Source organism: Pseudovibrio sp. JE062, assembly GCF_000156235.1.
Lineage (GTDB): Bacteria > Pseudomonadota > Alphaproteobacteria > Rhizobiales > Stappiaceae > Pseudovibrio.
This window is the reverse complement of the sequence record NZ_DS996807.1, coordinates 465,519-487,516: the sequence shown is the minus strand read 5'-3', so window position 1 is coordinate 487,516 and position 21,998 is coordinate 465,519. Positions and strand designations below refer to the sequence as shown.

The following is a 21,998-nucleotide window of genomic DNA, read 5'->3' as shown; positions in this document are numbered from 1 at the left end:
CCAAATTTCTGAGTTAATTCAATGATCAGGCTCTTTGTTTCACTTGGGTCGGCTGTTCTTACAGCATCTGCTTGCCTTGCGGACCCGGCTGCTCTTTATCAAAAGCATTGCGTTGAATGCCATGGTGAGAACCGTTTGGGCCTGATTGGTCCGGCTCTGCTTCCCGAAACTCTGGGCAGTCTGCGTGGCACAGCGCTTCAAGATACGATCAGGAGCGGGCGGGAAGCGACTGAGATGCCGTCTTTCCGCGATGTGTTGAATGACCAGCAGATTGACGAGCTCAGCGCCTATTTGAAAACTCCACTGGACCCGGCACCTGTCTGGGGGATGGAGCAGATATCAGCGAGCCTGCTTAAAAACGACGACTATGAACCGGTCAAAAAGCCGCTCTGGTCGGCAGATCCCCTGAATGTGACGCTGGTGGTTGAGACTTCAGACCACTCTGTCAGCGTTCTGGATGGTGACAGCTTTGAGGTTCTGACACGCTTCAAGACGCCGTTTGGTACGCGCGGACAGCCCAAGTTCTCACCGGATGGGCGGTACGTCTACATCATGTCCCGTGATGGCTGGATTCAGAAGTTTGATCTCTACGCGTTGCAGGAGGTCAGCCGTGTTCGTGCTGGCCTGAACAGCCGGAACATTATGCTGAGCCATGACGGCAAGTGGATTGCAGTAGCCAACTACCTGCCCAACACATTTGCGATCCTCTCTGCTGATGACCTGAGCCCACAAAAGGTGGAGCAGGTGAAGGGCAAGGATGGCTCACCGAGCCGCGTGTCCGCCGTTTACCTCGCCGCCAAGCGCAAGAGTTTTGTGTTGGCCCTGAAAGACACGCCCTCCATCTGGGAAGTGTTTTACGGCCCCAACCCGCCGCATTATGGTTTTGCTCATGATTGGCGCGTGGAAGGGCCTGCCCCCAATAAAGATCCGTTTCCTCTCCGCACCATTACAGTCAAAAGCCTGGTTGAAGATTTCTATCTCGACCCGACTGATGAGTACGTGATGGGGGCTTCCCCAAGCGGTAAAGGTGGACAGGTGGTTGATCTGGTGATCGGCCATAAGATTGCAGATCTGGATCTGACAGGCATGCCGCATCTGGGTTCTGGCTCCACATGGAAGATGGGCGAGCGCACGGTCATGGCGACGCCTCACCTGAGAGAGCCTCTCGTTTCCATCGTTGATATGAAAACGTGGGAGACCCTCAAGCAAATCGAGATGCTCGGGTCAGGCTTCTTTACCCGCACACATGAGAACTCCCCTTATCTCTGGGTGGATGTTTTCTTTGGCCCGCACAAAGACGCTATTCAGATCATCGACAAACAGACCCTTGAGATTGTGAAAACCCTGCGCCCTCAAAAAGGCGCCCGCGCTGCCCATGTTGAGTTCACACAGGATGGCAAGCACGCGCTGGTTTCCATCTGGGAAGAGGATGGCGCTGTTGTCATCTATGACGCCAAGACACTGGAAGAAATCGACCGCCTGCCAATGAAAAAACCACGCGGGAAATACAACGTCGGCAACAGGATTATGGATTGAGCCGGATACTGTGGGCGGATTGCATGTATCAATCGATACAGCAGAAGTTGTGCGCATACTTTATTCAAGTGGAACGTTCATCCTTGGAAAGACATTCCCTTGCCCAGTACCAGCATCATAAACCAGCCAGTTTCTCCTGTTTTTCATGTCGTGGTTGAGACGGAATCGGCCACACAGAATGGACAGGTAAAGCTTTACGGATCTGAAAAAAACACAGAGACACAAAAGCAGTTTCTGAGCTTCACAGGCAAAAGAGAGCAACAACTGGATAAGCTTCGTGGAGAACTGCCTCAGGAAACGCTAAGGTCTCCTTTATTGGCCAGTACCGCTGCGCAAAAAGCTCTCTCAGAAACGGCCCCTCAGAAATATGATTGGGTTGGAAGACCTGTCGTAAATGATGCACCAGATCTTTCGACATTGAAGCCGAACATTACCGAGAAATTTGCTGAGGGTGAGAGCCATATCTCCACTTACACAACGGCAGATGGACACAATCTGGTCGGCAAAATTGAGAGGACTGTCGCAGCTGGACATCTGGCTGCTGAACTGGATGCCTACCGGACAATCTATGAAAATGCAGGGGAGCACCCAAATCTAGGGAAGGTCTATGGAATGGCCAAGGTGCCCTATGGTAGTTTGGTCAAAGAAGCTCTTGTAATGGATGAAGTCGTTGGTGAGCGCGGTAGTGTTGCTCTCCGCAAGCTGGATCAGGCATGGAAAGCGGGAGACATTTCCAGCGCGCAGTATTGGGGCAGCGTTCAATACATCGGCCAGAAACTTCTGGATGTTACGTCTCACATCAGCAAGGCTGGACTGGTTCATAATGACATTAAGCCAGATAACTATGTGGTCAGCATAGAAACTGGCGAACCCGTAATTATTGACCTTGGCTTACACTCCAAAGCAGGAGAGATGGCTAAAGGATTCACTGAAGAATACAAAGCGCCCGAGGTGCATCCGCAGCATCCTCAAACTTCTGAAAAAAGTGATGTATTCTCAGTTGGTGCGACTCTGCTCTCAGGAGTTGAACAAGGGCTTCGCGATCAAAATCATATGCCAAATTCCGGACTATGGCATTCAACCAGATTCACTAAGGATGATGCAGGGAACGCAGTAAAAATCCCCGGGCTTTCAGCCGTGGAAACTGATTACTCCCGCTTTATGGGTGCGCTTCAGGCGAACATCAGCCAACGGCCTGATGCTGCCGAAGCGGGCTCGCTTTCATTCATTCAAGACAGTCTTATCGGAGAGGCCGAAGCGCGTTCTGTACTGAAAAATGTAGTATCTAATCCGAAATATGACGGTCATGGCGTGCGCTCAGAGCGGCAAGTGACGGAAAAGGATGTTCGCAACACCTTTAGCGAGACTCGCAACATTCTGGTACAGCGCTCTAAAAATGAGACCGACGGTGATGCGGCATTTGCAATTATCGAGCTCTCTAAGCATGGCAAAACAACCATAAGAGCGGAGAAGCAAGGAAATACGGAGCGCTCAACTCTGGGCAGGCTGCGTGAACTTATTTCAAAAACCTATCAAACACTCTCCAGATCATCTGCTCATCACAATGCAAGCGCACGAAAGCTGGAAGCTCACGAGGTTTCGAAGATACTGTCCCATGAAGTTGCTGAATTTAAGCAGTTTGACCCTCGGTTGATGGCTGAACCCAAACTAAAAAATCTTCATGAGCTTGAACTGTTAGAGACCCGCCTTTCAGCGGTGCTGGACTTAACTATCCCTGCTGGTAAGCAATCTAAGGTGCCGTCGAATGATGTGCTGGCAGACCTCTATTATCTGACCGGCAAACAGATTGAAGTGCGGAACGCCCTTTCTCAACTCAAAGAAGGGCAAGCGAAAATAGAAGCTTATCAGCAAAGCCACAGTGAACAGGATCTCTCGTGGTTGTCCTTGGCAGAAGACGCATTACAAACCTTCGAGGCAACTCATCCACGTGTTGTAAGCAGCTGGGGTCGTGAAGCTGATTTGCATGCTCAGGTGAACTCAACGAATGCTCGAGCGGCCTGGGAAAAAGTTGAGCATTTGCAGCCTGAGCTGGAGCGGCTCTCTAAAGATTTGTCTTCCGTACTCTCCTTGTTTGGTCCTGCTCCTTATCCGACAGATCAACTGGCTGCTTTGAGAGATGACTTTTCCCAGAAACTGACAACGGTTGATAGGTTGCTTCGTTTGGAACGGGAATGGTGCATTTAGACGAAGTTGCCTTGAGCCGCTCTTAATGACAGCAATATTCATAGGGCATGATGAAACGCCGAGACCAATTCTCTGAGAGCAGGAAAAAACTTATCCCCTTTGCTGGGAAGTGCGCTCATACTCAATGCATGCCCACGTGACGGGCAGCTGGCGGGCCGTCCGTCGGTGTGTCGTGGGCTGGGTGGGGCTTTTGTGAGGGGTAACGCATCTTGCAAAGGTCCGGTGGCACCGATTTTCAGACGTGACTGCATGGTCTGAGAGGAAGGGCCCAAGCCTGAAGGGCATCACGCAGTGATATGGACCGGCCAGACTGGCCATATCATAGGCAGTGGACCTGTTTGGATACGGAAACTTATCTGAGCAAAGCTGTTGTCTTTCCGGGAAACCGGCTATCATGTCTTTCAGGATAAGAGGCGATGTTGGCCATACCAAAATGCCCGGGCAAGGCGCGTAGCCAATGCCGAAGACTCATATCTAACAAGTAGCGCAGGTGTTGCCTGCCGCCTTGCTCCTCCCGATCTTTGGGAGATTTAAGTTCCAACACTGCATGGGAGGCCATGTGGTGCTTTTGGTGCATCTAAGTTTCTTGCCGTAAAAATCGCAGAGCTCTGGGGCGTGTGACGCCACGAAACCTTCATCCCCCGTAAATGCAGAGTGCACTTAATAATAGTCAAGGACATGCTAGTTTGGATTGGTGAAGCTGATGGCAACGCTAACCGTAGATCACTGAATGTGCATAAAGCACATCACCAAAAGCCAAAAGAGCGCCTCATGTCGACTACAATGGAACAAGTCAGATCCTGGCAGGGCCCTGCGCTTTTCAGTTACGGGTTCAGACCATTTTTCCTCGCCAGTGCCATCTGGGCAGTTGTGATTATGCTGCTCTGGATTCCACTGATATCGGGTCATATTGAACTTCCGGTCGCGTTTGGTCCGGTCTCATGGCATGCCCATGAGTTCTTGTTTGGCTATCTGAACGCCGTGGTGGCCGGGTTCTTGCTAACCGCAATTCCCAACTGGACCGGGCGGATGCCAATTGTCGGCAAGCCGTTGATTTTGCTCTTTAGCTTATGGGTGATTGGTCGTGTGGCGATCTTGTTTGGGGCCTATCTGCCAGCTGGCCTGATCGTCGTGCTGGATATCTCCATGCCCTTGATGCTCGCAGCGGCTTGTTTGCGCGAGATTATGGCAGGTAAGAACTGGCGCAATCTGATCGTGCTTGCTTTGATGGCCCTGCTCATCATCGCAAACCTACTGTTCCACTGGGAAGCCTGGAGCGGTGGGTACGCTGCAAACGGCTATGGTATGCGCCTTGGCATTTCCACCATGGTGCTGATGGTTGGTCTGATCGGCGGACGTATCATCCCGTCCTTCACCCGCAACTGGCTTGTGAAGCAAGGTAGCAAAGATCTCCCAGTTGGCCCTATGCAGAAGTTCGACAAGCTCTCCCTACTGTTCCTCTTGGCAGGGCTGTTGATCTGGACCGCACTGGAAGATCATTGGCTGGCAGGTGTGGCGCTTGTGATTGCAGGCGGTCTGCACTTTGCGCGTCTGGCTCGCTGGAAAGGGCAATACACCTTCAAAGAGCCTCTCGTTCTGGTGCTCCATGTGGCGTATCTGTTCGTGCCTACCGGGCTGCTGCTTCTGGGCTTTGCAATCCTCCTCCCAGACCTGTTTGATGTCACCGGCTCCCAACACCTGCTCATGGCTGGTGTCATGGGTATGATGACCCTTGCGGTCATGACCCGTGCCACCCTCGGGCACACCGGGCAGGACCTCAAAGCGAGCAAAGGCACCACCTTCCTCTACTGCGCCATGACCCTCTCCATCCTCCTCCGCTTCACCGCAGGACAGATGCCAGAGATATCTGCAAGACTCTACGATGTTTCGGCCCTGGCATGGATACTGGCGTTTGTGGTGTACCTAGTGACGTTCGGGCCGTTGTTGGTAAGAAAGCGGTGAGGAAATCATAGGCTTTAAATAAGCCCCCTGCCCTTTATTGGTTTTCCTTCGAACCAAATAAAATGCAGCACTCGCCGGGCGGGGAGTGCTGCTTTTGGTGGCGGTGCCTCTGAAGGTTCGGGAGGAGGGTAAACCTCCAAAGGCACCTTATGTCTCTGTCAGTTAAATCTGAGCAGAGAGATCCTTGGCGAGGGTGGTGTACTTGTCGCCAACGATGAGATGGAGCGCTTTGTCTCCGGCTTTCATGACCTGAATGCCTGCCTGTGACAGCTCTGGCATGGACACACCAGCGATGTCGCGCAGTTCAACGCGCACACGGGTATTTGCAATAGCTTCAACAGCTACCACGTTATCCTTGCCGCCAAGCTGACTAAAGATCGCGGCTGCATCGAGAGCTTGTTCCGCTGCTGGTTTTGCGGAAGCACCGCCGCCTTGCAGGTAGATCTCCATGTCGGTCTTCAGGTTCTCTGAAGCTGTGCCGAAGATCGCCTGTGCACCGTTGCCAACGCGGATCACACCGCGGGCGCCGAGGGCTTTCAGAGCCGCATCGTCAACCTTGGAAACATCAGCTGTGCTGACGCGCAGGCGGGTGATGCAAGCGTCCAAATTGGTGATGTTATCTGCACCACCGAAGGCTTTCACAAGCGCTGCGGACATTGCGTCTTCATCACCGGAGGCAACAGCAGCAGATGCTTCAGTTGCAGCTTCGCGGCCAGGTGTTTTCAGGTTCAGAGCCACAATGAGAACACGGAACACAGCGTAGTACAGAGCCGCATACCCCAGACCAAACACGACCAGCATCCAGCCGTTGGAGGAGAGTGGGTAAAGCAGGACGTAATCAATGAAGCCATGTGAGAAGGTCATGCCGTGCTTGATGCCGAGCATGATCATCAGGGAGTAGCCAACACCTGCCAGAATTGCGTGTGCGATGTAAAGAACTGGCGCAACGAACAGGAATGCGAATTCGATTGGCTCAGTGATACCTGTCAGGAAGGAGGTCAGCGCTGCGGAGATCATGATACCGCCAACCATGGTGCGGTTTTCAGGCTTCGCGCAGTGCCAGATTGCCAGTGCAGCAGCAGGCAGACCCCACATTTTGAAGAGGTAACCACCAGCCATATTACCAGCAGTCGGATCACCAGCAAGGTAACGCTGGATTTCACCGGTGACAGCCTGACCGGTTGCCGGATCGATGTAGGAACCAGCTTCGAAGAAGAACGGAACGTTCCAGATGTGGTGCAGGCCGAATGGGATCAGCGCACGCTCAATCACACCGTAGATGAAGAACGCAACTTCTGGGTTTTCTTCAGCTGCCCAACGGGAGAACGCGTTGATGGCGCCACCGATTGGAGGCCAGACGAAGGACAGGATAACGCCGAGGAAAATACAGGCGAATGCTGTGATGATCGGAACAAAGCGCTTACCAGCGAAGAAGCCCAGATAATCCGGCAACTTGATACGGAAGAACTTGTTGAACATGAACGCAGCCAGCGCGCCCACAAGGATGCCGCCGAACACGCCGGTGTCGATGGAGGTGATGCCGAGGATCGGCTTGGTTTCGATGGCAAGTGTTTCTGCAACAACGCCCATTGTCGCCAGAAGAACACCGTAGCCAACCACAGCAGCAAGGCCGGCTACACCATCGTTTTTCGCAAAGCCGAGTGCAACAGCAACCGCAAAGATGATTGGCAGGTTGCCGAAGATCGAACCACCAGCCTGCGCCATCAGATGGTTGATGAATTCCGGAATGAACGGCAGGTCAGCAGCGCCGACGCCGAGAAGGATACCAGCAGCTGGAAGAACCGACACTGGCAGCATCAGGGACTTACCAACCTTTTGTAAGGCACCAAATGCGTTTGAGAATGTACTCATTGTTTTTCCCCCAGAGTTGCATGGTGTGCGAACACGCCATGCCCCCTGATTTTGTTAGGCATTCCCGTCTGGAACGCCAACTCCCACATTTACTCCTGCATCACTGGTGTGACTTGAGGAGATCTTTCACATCACTGGTATCCGCGCAGTCCAAAGCCGCTTGTGCGAGCTTGCGGGACTCCTCCATGGATACAGTGCGAACTGTGTGTTTCACTTCCGGCAGAGCAGGTACGCTGACGGATAGTTCTTTGACGCCGAGGCCGATGAGGATCGGCACGGCTTCGATCTGACTGGCGAGGCCACCACATACGCCGACCCATTTGCCTGCATCTTCCGCTGCTCTGACGGTGAGCTCGATCATGCGCAGAACAGCTGGGTGCAGGGCATCTGCACGGGCTGCGAGGCCTGGGTGGCCGCGGTCGATGGCCATGACGTATTGGGTGAGGTCGTTGGTGCCGATGGAGAAGAAGTCGACTTCCTGTGCCAGCTTGTCTGCCATGAGGGCGGCGGATGGCACTTCGATCATGATGCCGACTTCAACGTGTTCAACACCAAGGTTTTTCTGCTCTTCACGCACCAGCGCGTTGACGGCACGCAGCTCGTCCAGGGCGCTGATCATTGGGTACATGATGCGAGCGTGGCCCTTGTGTGCCTGAGAGAGGATCGCGCGGACCTGACGGCGCAGGATGCTTGGGCGCTCGATGCCGATGCGCACGCCGCGCACACCGAGGAACGGGTTTTCTTCATGCGGCATTGGCAGGTATGGCAGTGGTTTGTCGCCGCCCACATCCAGTGTGCGGATGATGACAGGACGCTCTTTGCCCATAACCTCAAGAATTGCGCCAACTTTTTCGGCTTGCTCTTCTTCGGTTGGCTCGTTGAGACGCTCCATGTAGAGGAACTCGGAGCGCAGCAGGCCAACAGCTTCCGCACCGGCTGCAACTGCCTTTTCGGCGTCTTCTACGCTGCCGATGTTGGCTGCGATCTCGACCTGAAAACCGTCTTTAGTGATGGCTGGTTTCTGCGCGTCGCGTTGGTATTCTTCAGCCTGTTTCGCAGCATTTTCGATCTTCTTGGTGAAGGCCGCTTGCTCTGCGTCTGTCGGGGCAACTTTGATCTTGCCGTATTTGGCATCCAGAAGCAGGACGGTGCCGTCTGCCAGATCCTTCATGGCGTCTTCAACGTTGACAAGATAAGGCAGGTCGTTGGAGCGCGCGATGATAGCTGCGTGAGAGGAAGAACCGCCGTGGGTGGTGCACAGGCCTACGATCTTGGTCAGGTCCAGTGCAACGATTTCGGATGGTGTGATGTCTTCCTGAAGGAGGATCGTGCCTTCTTCGAGGATTTCGCCGCCATCATCAACACCGAGCAACTTCTTCAGAACGCGCAGACCAATGTCGCGCACGTCTGCAGCGCGGCCTGCCAGCAGAGGGTCGTCCATCTTGGCAAGGGTTTCTGCCTGTGCCTCATACGCCAACTTCCAGCTCCACGCTGCGCCTTGACCCTTGGCGATGTCGGCCAGTGGCTTTTCGGAGAGTTCCGGATCGGAGAGTAACTCGATGTGAGCGTTGAAAACTTCTGCCAGTTCTTCCTGACCATTCTTAGTCAGGCGATCGATGATGCTTTGCAGGTCTGCGATGGAAGATTTGACGGAAGCTTTGAAGGCTGCACGCTCTTCAGCTGCGCCGATGCTTTCGCGAGTGACTTCCGGTAGGGCTTTGTTGTGCTTGACCAATTTGCCGATAGCGCGGCCCGGAGATGCGGTGAAGCCAATGAGAACGCCTTCTTCGCCGGACTTAACCTGAAGCAGCGGCGCTTCTTCCTCAACCTCTTGCTGTGGGGCTTCAGAGAAGCTGGTGATCTCTTCGCCAAGACCGGCCTTCACAGCGGCGATAACATCAGCCACCACCTGCTGTGCATCTGGACCAACAGCTTCAATCTCCAGCGTGTCACCTAGTTTTGTCTTCAGGGACATGATGCCGGTGACAGAGGAACCGCTACAGGTTTTGCCGTTGACGGTGAAGGTCACTTTTGCATCGGCTTTGCGCACTTCAACAGCCAGACGGGCGGCTGGACGGGCATGGAGGCCAGTGGCATTTGGGATCTTGATGGAACCGGTGATCGCAGGGCCAGTAGGCTCAGTAGCAGTTTCCTGCACAGGGGCGGATGTGCCTTGAGGGTCGTTGCTGCTTGGGACGGTGAAGACGACCTGATTGAGGTCTGTCTGGACGTTGCCAAGGGGAGTAACTGTGGTGATCTCCTGACCGCTGGTGATGACAACTGCGGACTGGACGGAAACACATTCGCGGGCGATGACGTCGGCGTCGAAGGTGATAAGTGGCTGACCTTGCTCGACCTGATCTCCCTCAGCGACGTGCAGTTCGAAGCCACGGCCTTTCAGAGCGACAGTGTCGAGGCCGATGTGCATCAGCAGTTCAACGTCGCCTTGCTGCAACGTAACTGCATGATGTGAATTATGAATTTGAGTTATCTGACCAGCAAATGGGGCGTAAAGAACATTGTCGATCGGGTCGATGGCAACGCCATCTCCCATCATCTTTTCGGCAAACACCGGATCGGGCAGGTCGGTGACAGCCTGAACAATGCCCTTCAAAGGCAAATTGATGGAAAATTTGTTTTTTGGATCCTTCACCGTTTTATCTCCCGATTATATTAGGTGAATGCGCGCCTTCTTAAGCTTCCACTAAGTCTTGATGGGACAAGAGGCGATTTTTACGCGAGGATCATTTGCGTAAGGCCGCACAACAATACGTAAAAAGACTAGTGTTACGGGGTGTTACGAATTGTTACAAAGGGAAATATTTCTCATTACATAGAGAATGACTTACTTATAAAACTCAGGGCTAATCTATTAGATCTGTAAGAAAGATTAGTTTGAGTTCTATACTAATATATATCTTGGAATTACATGCGATGCAGAGGGTGCCCTTACGCATTTGCAACAGGTTTGTAACAACAGCTTGATACATTACAGGGCAAGTTTTTCACGCTACTTTGCCCGCAAACTGCCCAAAATCAGATTGTAACAGGCAGAATCCGACTGCATCCGCACCTGAAGACGTCTTCAGAGCACCGGATTTGGGTCACCGTTTTTTAGTACGTTGCTATGTGAAATGTGCGTTCAAAGCGCGTTTTTTGCGCGCTTATGTGCTGAACGCTGAGGGAAGGAACCGGCGGCAGCGCGTGCCTGCCACAAGCCGAGTTTCGGTCTTCAGAGCAAGACTGTTCTGACTTCTTTGTCGCTCAGGTAAGCGGCCTCAATGATGCGGATGGTCTGCATGGCATCGTGAGTGGAGACGGGTACAGCGGTACCGCGGCGGATCGCATCCCGCATACCAGCGTAGAAGCGCTCATAGCCACCTTTCTGGCTTGGTACAGGTGTACCTTCACCTGCCTCGTCATAAAGGGTGCCCCAATCGCCTTCTGCTTCAACACCCCAGTCAGAACGGGCTGGTCCGCCACCGGCCTTCAGCATGTCCTCTTGCGGGTCCATGCCATAGGTGATGTAGGTGGCTTTATCCCCGCTCACCTGAAAGCGCGGGCCTTGCTCGGTGCTGAGGCAGTTGCCGTGCAGGATGACGTCACAGTCGTCATAGCCGAGCACAAGGTGGAAGTGATCCACGGCTGCTGCATCCTTGCGCTGAACACGCAATTTCGCCTGAACCGACTTTGGTGTGCCAAACAGGCAGAGCGCCTGATCTATGCCATGGGCGCCCAGATCATACAGAATGCCTGCGCCGGGGATATCTTGCTCGCGCCAGCGGCCCTTGATGTCCGGGCGGTAGCGATTGTAGTTGCACAGGTAAGAGTGCACTTTGCCGAGACGACCTGTTTCCATCAGGTCCTGAACCGACAGGAAGTCACAGTCGAAGCGGCGATTGTGATAGACGGAGAGCTTCAGGTCTTTCTGCTCCGCTATGTCAATCAGCTCTTTTGCTTCTGCGCTGGTGATGGTGAATGGCTTTTCAACCACCACATGCTTGCCAGCGAGCAGCGCCTTCTTGGCATGATCGTAGTGCAGCGTGTTGGGCAGGCTGAGAACGACTAGCTCGATCTCCGGCAGCTCCAGCACCTCTTCAAAAGAGGTGTAGGGCGTGCAGTCCGGCAGTTTGCTCTTAACCAGATCCGGCTTGCTGGACACAACGGCCGCAAGCTCGATGCCCTCAACAAAGGTCAGCAGCGGCGCGTGGAAGCTTTGGCCGGAAACGCCAAAGCCCACCAGAGCTGTTTTTACAGGTTGATCAACGCTCATATTACTCATCGCCTGCAGGAAAGTTCTTCTGCACGTTGTCCAGATCCAGAACGGTTGGCAAAGATGCTTCGTTGCCCAGGAACTGAATGGCGTGCGCAGAAGCTGCACGGGCGGTTTTGAAGTGATCTTCCCAGCTGCCTTTTGGATCAGCCAGATACGCGTAAACATAGGCGCCGTGGAAGGTATCACCGGCACCGTTGGTGTCGATGACGCGGTCTTTAGGCACCTTCAGCGCTGGCTGGCGTTTGATCGGGCATTTGTCTTCGTACCACAGCAGACCTTGCTCGCCCTGTGTCACACCACCCACCTTAACGCCTTTGGCGCGCAGGTATTCAAGCGTGTCTTCAGGTGACTTGCCAAGCTGCTCGCAGAACAGTTCAGAAACAATCGCCACATCAATGTAATCGAGCAGTTCCTCGGTGTTCTCGCGAACCGCACCGCCGTCCAGAGAGGTCAGAATGCCGTGCTTGCGGCACAGTTTGGCGTAGTGCAGAGCAGCGTGTGGGATGTGGCCGTCAACATGTAGAGCCTGACAGCCAGCAAGGTTGAGATCCGGGAACGGGTGCAGGAAGTCGTTGTCACGACAACGAACGATCGCACGCTTGCCATCCTTTGGCATGATGAAGGAGAGTGAGCTTTCCTTCACCTTACAACTATGGATCGGAATAGAGTATTTCGCGGCCATATCGCGGAACATGCGGGAGAGCCAGTCGTCTGCCATGGAGCACAGCAGGTCTGGCGCGATGCCCAGCTTTGCGCAAACAAAAGCTGCGGTAACGGCGTTGCCGCCGAAGCTGACTGCGTAATCCTGCGCGATCGCCTTTTCGTCACCTTCCGGCATGGTCTCTGACAAAAAGGTTACGTCGATGTAGGACTGGCCAATGAATAGCGCTTTCATCCTGTACTCCATTATAGTCCGGCCCCACTGCCCAAATGCAGTGAGAGCACCCTCCGCTTTTAAAGGCGGATTTCTAAATGATGTCCTAGGGAAATCATGAAACTGGTCACTCGGCAAACCTGATGTTTCAACTTGTTACATTACAGGTTGTTTTTGCAGATCTTTCCCCAAAATGAAGGGTGAGATGAGGAAAACTACGCAGGCCGTGATTCTTTAAAGTTCGCGGGGCAGTTTTACGAAGATGCAGAACTTGCCTTCTGCTGTTTCGCCAAGGCTGATCTCGCCGCCATGGGCGTTGATGATCTGTTTGACGATGGACAGGCCAAGGCCCACGCTGGAGGAACGGGTGCGTTCCACACTGTCATTGCGGAAGAACGGTTCAAACACCTTTTCATGCAGATGGGGCGGAATGCCGGGGCCGGGGTCGCTGATGGAAACAAGCAGCTGATCATTCTCAAGGTTCTGCATCTCAACGGTGGCCGCACCGCCATATTTGAGTGCATTATCAATGAGATTGCTGAAGGCACGGCGCAACGCGGTGGGCTGACCATTCATGACGGCGCGGCCTTCCACTTCCAGCTCAACCTCTCCGCCGCCACCGAAAATGTTGCGGCTCTGGTCCGTCATTTTGTGGCGTTGCGGCACGAAGACAACATCGTTGCCCGTGTCCATGTAATCATCACAAAGCGACTGAAGCAGCGCGGCGAGAGAGAGTTGCTGAGGCTCTTCTAGCAGAGCGTTGAACCGCAGAAAATCAAGGGAAGCTGCGATAAGACGGGTCATCTCCTCCACATCATGCAGCATGCGATTGCGTAGGGACGTGGACTCGATCTGCTCCAGCCGAAGGCGCAAACGGGTAGCTGGTGTGCGCAGGTCATGGCTGATGGAGGCCAGCATGCGCTTTTGCTCTTCCAGTAATTGCGCCCGAGCTTCCTGCTCTCGCACCAGCGTGTCCTGCAGGGCGACGGCTTCCTCCGTATCCCATGGCTTCAGCTCTGCGCGCTCATACTTGGCAAGGGATCGGAAAGGCGCAGCTGTGTAATGCACGAGACTGCGGGCCAGCACAAACACCAGCGTGATGCAAAGGGCCGCGAGGATGAAGAGCACCGGCTCTGTCATCCGGTCCTGCCACAGTTTCGGGAAGGTGATCAGGCGACTGCCTTGTCCTTCTGGCAGGGTCAGATAGAGCTGAACAGCCTTGTCCTGCCGTGTGACGGCTTGCGCAAAAGCGCCCAGATTATCAAGCTGATAAGTTGGATTGGGATGGTCGCGCGTGATCAGGTCCGCTCGAGGCAATGTGCCTGTAAACACCAGCTCTGCGGTCAGCTCTATGCCATCATCATCAATGGTCAATGGAAGAGAAGAGGCGTCGCCGGAAAGCGCCGGTTTGCCAGCTTCAACCACCTGCAGATAGGTGCCTGCAAAGGGTGCTGGCGCGGTGCTTCCTAGCGAAGACGTGCGAATGTATTGGCTCAGTTCAGCACCAGCCTCAAAGGAGTTGGCGAGCGCCAGCTCTCTGTTGTTGTAGGCATTAAGCGTGAGCCCCAGAACCACAAAGATCGACAGTACGGCGGTGATGAGAACCACAACCATACGGCGTTCAAGTGATCTGGGAAGGATGCTCAGGATCAGTCCTGACACGGCCACGCTCTTTCCGGTGCTCTCACATTACACTCGCGTTACGCTTTGAGAAAACAGATAGCCCTGATGGCGCACTGTGGTGATGAAGTCAGTATTTGGATCGGTCTGAGCCAGCTTTTTGCGCAGGCGGCTGATCAGAATATCGATGCTGCGATCGTGAGAATCCACCTTGGCACCGCGCAGCACGCGGCCTAGTGTATCGCGGGAAATCGGCTTTTGCGGTGACTTCACAAAGGTCAGCAGGGCATCGAATTCAGAGGAGCTGAGATGCACCAGCACACCGTCCGGCGCGGTCAAGTGGCGGGTTGCTTCATCCAGCTTCCAGCCACTGAACTCAAAGCGCTGCGCTTTGGGCGCTGCTGCTGTTTCAACGTCTTCGGTGCGGCGGAAAATGGCAAAGATACGGGCTTGCAACTCTCTGGGGTTAAACGGCTTTTCCAGATAATCATCCGCTCCCAGTTCCAGCCCGACAATGCGTTCTGTATCACCGGTAATGGCGGAGATGATGATGATTGGCATCTTGGAGGTCTGGCGCACGCGCTGGCACAAGGTCAGCCCGTTTTCTCCCGGCAGCATGATGTCCAGAACCATCAGATCTATGTGGTTGGTGTCCAGAAGCTCCATGGCTTCTTCCGCCGAGTTTGCGGTGAACACGGTGTACCCACGATCTTTCAGGAAGTCTGCCGTCAGGCTGGCGATTTCCTCATCATCGTCAACAATCAGCAGTGTTTTGTTCGAGAGCATCATACCTCGGTGTACCCATTTCAATCCCAACCAGCTCACTCTGGCCCAGTGCTGTATAACAAAACATTTGGCCGCGGCGAGAGGAATGTGTATGCGTCAGGTTGTCTTGCACGTGCAAGTTCATTGGATTGTGTGTTTATACGAGATAAATTGAAGAAAGAGTTTGCTAGAAGCGTCCTCTGACCATCCATCGGGAGAATGTAATGGGCAGCCAGCGTCTCAGCTTGGTCGCACTTGCTGTTTTACTCAGTAGCATAACCGCGCAGGCCGCACCGACAGCTGAAGTTCTGCATTTCTGGACGTCTGGCGGGGAGGCGCGCGCCGCGTTGTCGCTGAAACACGCCTTTGAAGCCCGCGGCGGCGTATGGGATGATGCGCCCGTGGCTGGCGGTGGTGGTGATGCCATGGCCGCCGTTCTGCGCGCCCGCGTGCTGGCCGGTGTGCCGCCCTCCGTGGCGCAGGTCAAAGGCCAGAACATCAAGGAGTGGGCCGCTGTTGGCGCGCTGGAAGGCCTCAACGCAGTGGCAGACGAGCAAAACTGGGACGCACTACTGCCAGACCTTCTGAAAGAGACCGTGCAGTATCAGGGCGAGTATGTGGCTGTGCCGCTGAACATTCACCGCGTGGACTGGATCTGGGCCAATCCCAAGGTGCTCGACAAGGTAGGCGTCACACCTCCGCAAACATGGGATGAGTTCAACAAGACCGCTGAAAAGATCAAAGCCGCTGGCTTCATTCCGCTGGCCCATGGTGGCCAACCCTGGCAAGACGTAACCTTGTTTGAGGTGGTGCTGCTGGGTATCGGCGGGGCGGATTTTTACAAGCAGGTCTATCTGGATCTGGATCAGGAGGCCTTGCACTCTGACACCATGATCAAGGTGTTCGACCAGATGCGCAAGCTCAGCACTTATGTGGACCCGGGCGCTCCGGGCCGCGAATGGAACCTTGCCACCGCTATGGTGATGCGCGGTGAAGCGGCTATGCAGATCATGGGCGACTGGGCCAAGGCGGAGTTTCTGACCGCAGGCCTCAAGTACGGTGAGGACTTCATCTGCGTTTCAGCTCCGTCCAGTGGCGGCTACATCATCAACTCCGACAGCTTCGCCATGTTCCAGGTCTCTGACGAAGAACAACAGAAAGGCCAGCAGTTGATGGCCTCCATGTTGCTGTATGAAGACGTGCAGAAGGAGTTCAACCTGCTGAAAGGCTCCATCCCCGCCAGACTGGGCGTCAGTTTGGAGGGCTTTGACGAGTGCGCCATGAAATCCAGTGAGGATCTGGTGCTCAATGAAGCCCGCAACACCGTTGTTGGCTCCATCGCCCACGAGCTGGTGCAATCCGGCGCGGTGCGTGGTGCCTTTCTGGATGTGGTGACAGAGCACTTCAACACCAACATGTCTTCACAGGAAGCTGTCGAAAAGCTTGCCGAGACCGTAATCCTAGCAGATTGATTTCCCAAGGGCAGTCAGAGTAAAGCGTAGGCACTGACACCCAAACCAGCACTGAGCAAAGAGAGCCCCATGTCCAACCCCCAGCAGCGCAAGCAGATGTCTGTTCTTGACAGACTGCAGCGATATTTGCCGCAGCTGGTCGTTGGTCCGCCGTTCCTGCTCATCGTGTTCTTCGTGTATGGGTTCATCGCATGGACGGGCTTCATCTCGCTCACCAACTCCCGCATGCTGCCCACCTTCGATTTTCAGGGCATCCAGCAATATGTGCGCTTGCTGGCTATGGACCGCTGGAACGTGGCTTTCCATAACCTGTTGATTTTCGGCAGTCTTTACATCCTGTTCGCCATCACCATCGGCTGCGTGCTGGCCGTGCTGCTGGACCAGCGCATCCGCGCAGAAGGGGCGCTGCGCACCATCTATCTCTACCCCATGGCGATCAGCTTCATCGTCACCGGCACGGCGTGGAAATGGATCCTGAACCCATCCCTCGGCATCGAAAGCTACATGCAACAGTTGGGGTGGGAGAGCTTTCAGTTCGACTGGATCGTCAACCGCGATATGGCCATCTATGTGGTGGTCCTCGCCGCCGTCTGGCAGGCTTCGGGCTTTGTGATGGCCCTGTTCCTCTCCGCTCTGCGCACCGTGGATGAGGACATCATCCGCGCTGCTCATCTGGACGGCGCCAGCACCACCCGCATCTACTTCGGCATCATCCTGCCATCTCTGCGGCCCGTGTTCCTCTCCGCCTTTGTCATCCTTGCGCACCTGTCCATCAAGAGCTTTGATCTCGTGGTGGCGCTGACAAATGGTGGTCCGGGCTATTCTTCCACGCTTCCCGCCAACTTCATGTATGAGATGGCCTTCCGCCGCAATCAGATTGGCCTCGGCGCAGCCTCTGCCATGATGATGCTGGCCACTGTGGCCGCGATCATCGTGCCCTATCTTTATTCCGAGTTGAGGGCAAAGCGCCATGGCTGACCCCAAAACACTCCCCGGTGCCAGTGGCAAACGTTATCTGCTTGGCCGTCTCTTCATCTGGACTCTGCTGCTCGCCGCCGCCGTGCTCTATCTGGGCCCAATCTATGTGGTGCTCTCCACCTCCCTGAAGGATCTGGCTGAAATCCGGGCAGGTGCTCTGCTGGACTTGCCCCACGAGCTCAACTTCACCGCCTGGCGCGAGGCCTGGTCCAGCGCCTGCATCGGCGTGCGCTGTGAGGGTCTGCGCCCGTACTTCCTCAACTCGGTGATCATGTCCGTGCCATCGGTGGTGATCTCCACCCTGATCGGCGCCTTGAGCGGATATGCTCTGTCGCTCTTCCGCTTCCGCGGTGCCAACATCATTTTCGCTCTGATGCTGTTCGGCTGCTTCATCCCGTTCCAGATCGTTATTCTGCCCATGGCCCAGACCCTTGGCTTTCTGGGCATTGCCAACTCTATCACCGGCCTGATTGTGGTGCATACCATCTACGGCATCAGCTTCACCACGCTGTTCTTCCGAAACTACTATGTCTCTGTGCCCCAAGAGCTGGTGCGCGCTGCCACCATGGATGGAGCAGGGTTCTTTCGCATCTTCTGGCACATCATGCTGCCGCTTTCCGTGCCCATCACCGTTGTCTCGGTGATCTGGCAGTTCACGCAGGTGTGGAACGAGTTCCTCTTCGGCGCCAGCTTCACCTCCGGGGGAGCGCAGCCGGTGACAGTCGCACTCAACAATCTCATCAACTCCACCACCAGCGTAAAGCAGTACAACGTGGACATGGCCGCCGCCCTCATCGCCGCAGCGCCGACCCTTGTTGTCTACATCATCGCTGGCAGGTTCTTCGTGCGCGGGCTCACCGCTGGCGCAGTCAAAGGCTAGAGGCTCATTTATGGCGACCATATCCATCGAACATGCGTCCAAGTCCTTTGGCTCCACTGAGGTTTTGAAAGACATCTCCCTTGATGTGAAAGACGGCGAGTTCCTCGTCCTGCTCGGATCCTCCGGCTGCGGCAAGTCCACACTGCTCAACATCATCGCAGGGCTGGAACCCATCGCGGACGGTGAAATCCGGTTGGATGGAGAGGTGGTCAACGACGTCCATCCCAAGAACCGCGACATCGCCATGGTGTTCCAAAGCTATGCGCTCTACCCAAACATGACCGTGGAGCGCAACATCGCGTTTGGCTTGGAAATGCGCAGGATCAGCAAAGCTGAACGCAAAGCCGCCGTGCACGAAGTGGCCAGCATGTTGCAAATCGAGCATCTGCTTGCCCGCAAACCAGCTCAGCTCTCAGGCGGTCAGCGTCAACGCGTCGCCATGGGCCGCGCCCTTGTGCGCCGCCCCAAGATCTTCCTGTTTGACGAACCACTTTCCAATCTGGACGCCAAACTGCGCGGCGAAATGCGCACGGAGATCAAGAAGCTCCATCAGACTCTTAAGGCCACCATGGTCTATGTGACCCATGACCAGATCGAGGCCATGACGCTGGCCGATCGCATCGCCATCATGAAAGACGGCATTATCCAGCAGATCGGCACGCCGCAAGAGATCTACAGCAAACCCGCCAACATGTACGTCGCCGGCTTCGTCGGTGCACCGCCCATGAACTTCGTCAAGGTGGATCTGGTGAAGCAAGACGACCAACTCGGCGTCATCCTTCCAGCTGTTCTGAAAGGCGAGCCCAAGGACTACTTCCTCCCGCTGCCAGCTTCAAAACAACTGGAGCCGCGCGAAAACACAAAGGTCATCCTCGGCCTGCGCCCCGAAATGATCACCCACAACGCCTTCGCAGCCCCCAGCACCCCACAGATCGAGTGCGACGTCGAACTCCTCGAACCCACCGGCGCCGACACCCTCTGCCTCCTCCGCCTAGCCGGCCACCCCGCCAAAGCAAGAGTATCCCCCTTGTTCGCATGTAACCCAGGGGAGAGCATGGTGTTCTCCGTTGATATGGAACGGGTATGTCTGTTTGACGGGGAGAGTGAGGCGTTGATTGGGTAGGCCGTCTTCCCCATCATATGATCGCTCAGGAGCTTTCTGAGGGCGTTCTGAAGACCCTGCCAACTCTTGGCGAGATCAGCCTGCCAATCTGCCTTGCCAAGCGCGGCAACCACCATTCGGGTCCGGTGGCCTCACATATCTGGAAGTACTTTGATGGAGAGCAGAATTTCCCGGCCTAGGCGGGTTAGTTGCTAGTTTCTGTTTCAAAATCCGGACAACAAAAAACCCGCCATCTTTGCGATAGCGGGTTTGATATTTTGGTTGCGGGGGCAGGATTTGAACCTGCGACCTTCAGGTTATGAGCCTGACGAGCTACCGGGCTGCTCCACCCCGCGGTAATAAGGTATGTTCTGTGTATTTTGTCGAGATTTTTGTGTGTCTTATTCATGCCCGGCGGCGCCCTACTCTCCCGCGTCTTAAGACGAAGTACCATTGGCGCAGGGGCGTTTCACTTCCGAGTTCGGGATGGGATCGGGTGGGGGCGCCCCGCCATAGCCACCGGGCAGGAATAAGTCACATTATGAACTGGTCTGTTTTGTTTAGTTGAAGCTTTGTTTTTGGATTTAAGCTTTATGATTATAGCTTAATGGGAGTGATCAAGATCGATCGAGCTATTAGTAAGGCTCAGCTTCGGATGTTACCACCCTTCCACATGCCTCCTATCGACGTGGTGGTCTTCCACGGCTCTCAAGGGATATCTTGTTTTGAGGTTGGTTTCCCGCTTAGATGCCTTCAGCGGTTATCCATTCCGTACATAGCTACCCTGCAATGCGGCTGGCGCCACAACAGGTCCACCAGAGGTACGTCCATCCCGGTCCTCTCGTACTAGGGACAGATCCTCTCAAATTTCCTACACCCACGGCAGATAGGGACCGAACTGTCTCGCGACGTTCTGAACCCAGCTCACGTACCGCTTTAATTGGCGAACAGCCAAACCCTTGGGACCTGCTCCAGCCCCAGGATGCGATGAGCCGACATCGAGGTGCCAAACAATGCCGTCGATATGGACTCTTGGGCATCATCAGCCTGTTATCCCCGGCGTACCTTTTATCCGTTGAGCGATGGCCCTTCCACGAGGGACCACCGGATCACTATGACCGACTTTCGTCTCTGCTCGACTTGTCAGTCTCGCAGTCAGGCAGGCTTATGCCATTGCACTCAACGAGCGATTTCCGACCGCTCTGAGCCTACCTTCGCGCGCCTCCGTTACCATTTGGGAGGCGACCGCCCCAGTCAAACTACCCGCCACACACGGTCCCGGATATTGTAGTACCGCGGTTAGATATCCATGAGGACAAGGGTGGTATTTCAAGGATGGCTCCACCCGAGCTGGCGCCCGGGGTTCAACGCCTACCACCTATCCTACACATGTCATCACGAATACCAGTGTGAAGCTGTAGTAAAGGTGCACGGGGTCTTTCCGTCTGACCGCAGGAACCCCGCATCTTCACGGGGAATTCAATTTCACTGAGTCTGTGCTGGAGACAGCGGGGAAGTCGTTACGCCATTCGTGCAGGTCGGAACTTACCCGACAAGGAATTTCGCTACCTTAGGACCGTTATAGTTACGGCCGCCGTTTACTGGGGCTTCAATTCGGTGCTTGCACACCTCCTCTTAACCTTCCAGCACCGGGCAGGCGTCAGACCCTATACGTCGCCTTGCGGCTTCGCAGAGCCCTGTGTTTTTGATAAACAGTCGCAACCCCCTATTCTGTGCCCCCGATACAAAGTTGCCTTCGTACCGGGCTCCCTTCTCGCGAACTTACGGGAGCAATTTGCCGAGTTCCTTCAGCACAGTTCTCTCAAGCGCCTTGGTATACTCTACCTGTCCACCTGTGTCGGTTTCGGGTACGGTCTTAGCGTGGGAGCTATTTCCAGGAACACCTTCACCGCATCTCCAATCCAATAAGGAGATACGATACACGGCATCCGTCACTACCCACTGGCCGGGGAATATTAACCCCGTTCCCATCGACTACGCCTTTCGGCCTCGCCTTAGGGGCCGGCTAACCCTGCGCCGATTAGCGTTGCGCAGGAACCCTTGGACTTTCGGCGAGAGGGTCTCTCACCCTCTTTATCGTTACTCATGTCAGCATTCGCACTTCTGATACCTCCAGCAGCCCTCACGGGTCCACCTTCATCAGCTTACAGAACGCTCCGCTACCGCGCGTCATAAGACGCACCCGCAGTTTCGGTGTATGGCTTTAGCCCCGGTACATTTTCGGCGCGGAGACCCTTATTTAGACCAGTGAGCTGTTACGCTTTCTTTAAATGATGGCTGCTTCTAAGCCAACATCCTGGTTGTTTTGGGATCTCTACATCCTTTCCCACTTAGCCATAACTTAGGGACCTTAACTGGCGGTCAGGGTTGTTTCCCTCTCCACAATGGACGTTAGCACCCACTGTGTGTCTGCCCTGCAGTACTTCCTGGTATTC

14 protein-coding genes, 1 tRNA gene and 2 rRNA genes (1 of these 17 only partly in view) are annotated in these 21,998 nt (G+C 54.8%); 8 read left to right on the top strand and 9 right to left on the bottom strand.

Features of this window, described 5'->3' with window-relative positions:
* The first annotated feature begins 21 nt into the window (after positions 1 to 21).
* From PJE062_RS09815 to PJE062_RS09800, 3 genes are all read left to right on the top strand, one after another.
* Positions 22 to 1,536, top strand: a complete 1,515-nt coding sequence (locus PJE062_RS09815) for a nitrite reductase (protein WP_008548200.1) — start codon at positions 22 to 24, stop codon at positions 1,534 to 1,536.
* Positions 1,537 to 1,635: 99 nt separating this feature from the next.
* Positions 1,636 to 3,741, top strand: coding sequence for a hypothetical protein (locus tag PJE062_RS09810; protein ID WP_037036450.1), 2,106 nt, complete (start codon positions 1,636 to 1,638; stop codon positions 3,739 to 3,741).
* A gap of 771 nt (positions 3,742 to 4,512) precedes the next feature.
* Positions 4,513 to 5,703 (top strand): NnrS family protein, encoded by a 1,191-nt coding sequence (locus PJE062_RS09800; RefSeq protein ID WP_037036530.1) that lies wholly within the window; start codon positions 4,513 to 4,515, stop codon positions 5,701 to 5,703.
* Between the two features lie 162 nt (positions 5,704 to 5,865).
* Here the strand turns inward: PJE062_RS09800 and ptsG are convergent, their stop codons facing one another.
* The 6 genes from ptsG to PJE062_RS09770 form a co-directional block, all read right to left on the bottom strand.
* A complete protein-coding gene (gene ptsG, locus PJE062_RS09795; RefSeq protein WP_008548806.1) occupies positions 5,866 to 7,575 on the bottom strand; it encodes a PTS glucose transporter subunit IIBC in 1,710 nt (569 codons plus the stop codon).
* 100 nt (positions 7,576 to 7,675) lie between these two features.
* Complete coding sequence (ptsP, locus tag PJE062_RS09790; RefSeq protein ID WP_008548473.1) at positions 7,676 to 10,228, bottom strand: phosphoenolpyruvate--protein phosphotransferase; 2,553 nt, start codon at positions 10,226 to 10,228, stop codon at positions 7,676 to 7,678.
* Between the two features lie 579 nt (positions 10,229 to 10,807).
* Positions 10,808 to 11,848, bottom strand: a complete 1,041-nt coding sequence (locus tag PJE062_RS09785) for an oxidoreductase (protein WP_008548324.1) — start codon at positions 11,846 to 11,848, stop codon at positions 10,808 to 10,810.
* A 1-nt stretch (position 11,849) separates the two neighbouring features.
* Complete coding sequence (locus PJE062_RS09780) at positions 11,850 to 12,746, bottom strand: sugar kinase (protein WP_008548456.1); 897 nt, start codon at positions 12,744 to 12,746, stop codon at positions 11,850 to 11,852.
* A gap of 213 nt (positions 12,747 to 12,959) precedes the next feature.
* Positions 12,960 to 14,387 carry a HAMP domain-containing sensor histidine kinase gene (locus PJE062_RS09775; RefSeq protein ID WP_008548421.1) on the bottom strand — a complete coding sequence of 476 codons (1,428 nt, stop codon included), beginning with the start codon at positions 14,385 to 14,387 and terminating at the stop codon, positions 12,960 to 12,962.
* A 27-nt stretch (positions 14,388 to 14,414) separates the two neighbouring features.
* Complete coding sequence (locus PJE062_RS09770; RefSeq protein WP_008548659.1) at positions 14,415 to 15,134, bottom strand: response regulator; 720 nt, start codon at positions 15,132 to 15,134, stop codon at positions 14,415 to 14,417.
* A 200-nt stretch (positions 15,135 to 15,334) separates the two neighbouring features.
* Here PJE062_RS09770 and PJE062_RS09765 point away from each other — a divergent pair, with 200 nt between their 5' ends.
* The 5 genes from PJE062_RS09765 to PJE062_RS26000 all read left to right on the top strand — a co-directional run bounded on the left by PJE062_RS09765 (position 15,335) and on the right by PJE062_RS26000 (position 19,742).
* Entirely contained in the window at positions 15,335 to 16,582 is a 1,248-nt protein-coding gene (locus PJE062_RS09765; RefSeq protein ID WP_008548598.1) for an ABC transporter substrate-binding protein, read from the top strand.
* Between the two features lie 69 nt (positions 16,583 to 16,651).
* Positions 16,652 to 17,560 carry a carbohydrate ABC transporter permease gene (locus PJE062_RS09760; protein WP_008548294.1) on the top strand — a complete coding sequence of 303 codons (909 nt, stop codon included), beginning with the start codon at positions 16,652 to 16,654 and terminating at the stop codon, positions 17,558 to 17,560.
* Positions 17,553 to 18,440 carry a carbohydrate ABC transporter permease gene (locus PJE062_RS09755; RefSeq protein ID WP_008548793.1) on the top strand — a complete coding sequence of 296 codons (888 nt, stop codon included), beginning with the start codon at positions 17,553 to 17,555 and terminating at the stop codon, positions 18,438 to 18,440. The genes PJE062_RS09760 and PJE062_RS09755 overlap by 8 nt, the downstream gene beginning before the upstream one ends.
* Before the next feature lie 10 nt (positions 18,441 to 18,450).
* Positions 18,451 to 19,563, top strand: a complete 1,113-nt coding sequence (locus PJE062_RS09750) for an ABC transporter ATP-binding protein (protein WP_008548286.1) — start codon at positions 18,451 to 18,453, stop codon at positions 19,561 to 19,563.
* A gap of 17 nt (positions 19,564 to 19,580) precedes the next feature.
* Positions 19,581 to 19,742: a hypothetical protein gene (locus tag PJE062_RS26000; protein WP_008548723.1), complete on the top strand. Its 162-nt coding sequence runs from the start codon at positions 19,581 to 19,583 to the stop codon at positions 19,740 to 19,742.
* Positions 19,743 to 19,821: 79 nt separating this feature from the next.
* Here PJE062_RS26000 and PJE062_RS09745 read toward each other — a convergent pair.
* The 3 genes from PJE062_RS09745 to PJE062_RS09735 all read right to left on the bottom strand — a co-directional run.
* Positions 19,822 to 19,898: transfer RNA gene (locus tag PJE062_RS09745), tRNA-Met, on the bottom strand.
* Positions 19,899 to 19,951: 53 nt separating this feature from the next.
* Positions 19,952 to 20,066, bottom strand: a 5S ribosomal RNA gene (rrf, locus tag PJE062_RS09740).
* 89 nt (positions 20,067 to 20,155) lie between these two features.
* Positions 20,156 to 21,998 (bottom strand): 23S ribosomal RNA (locus PJE062_RS09735) (it continues 882 nt past the right edge of the window).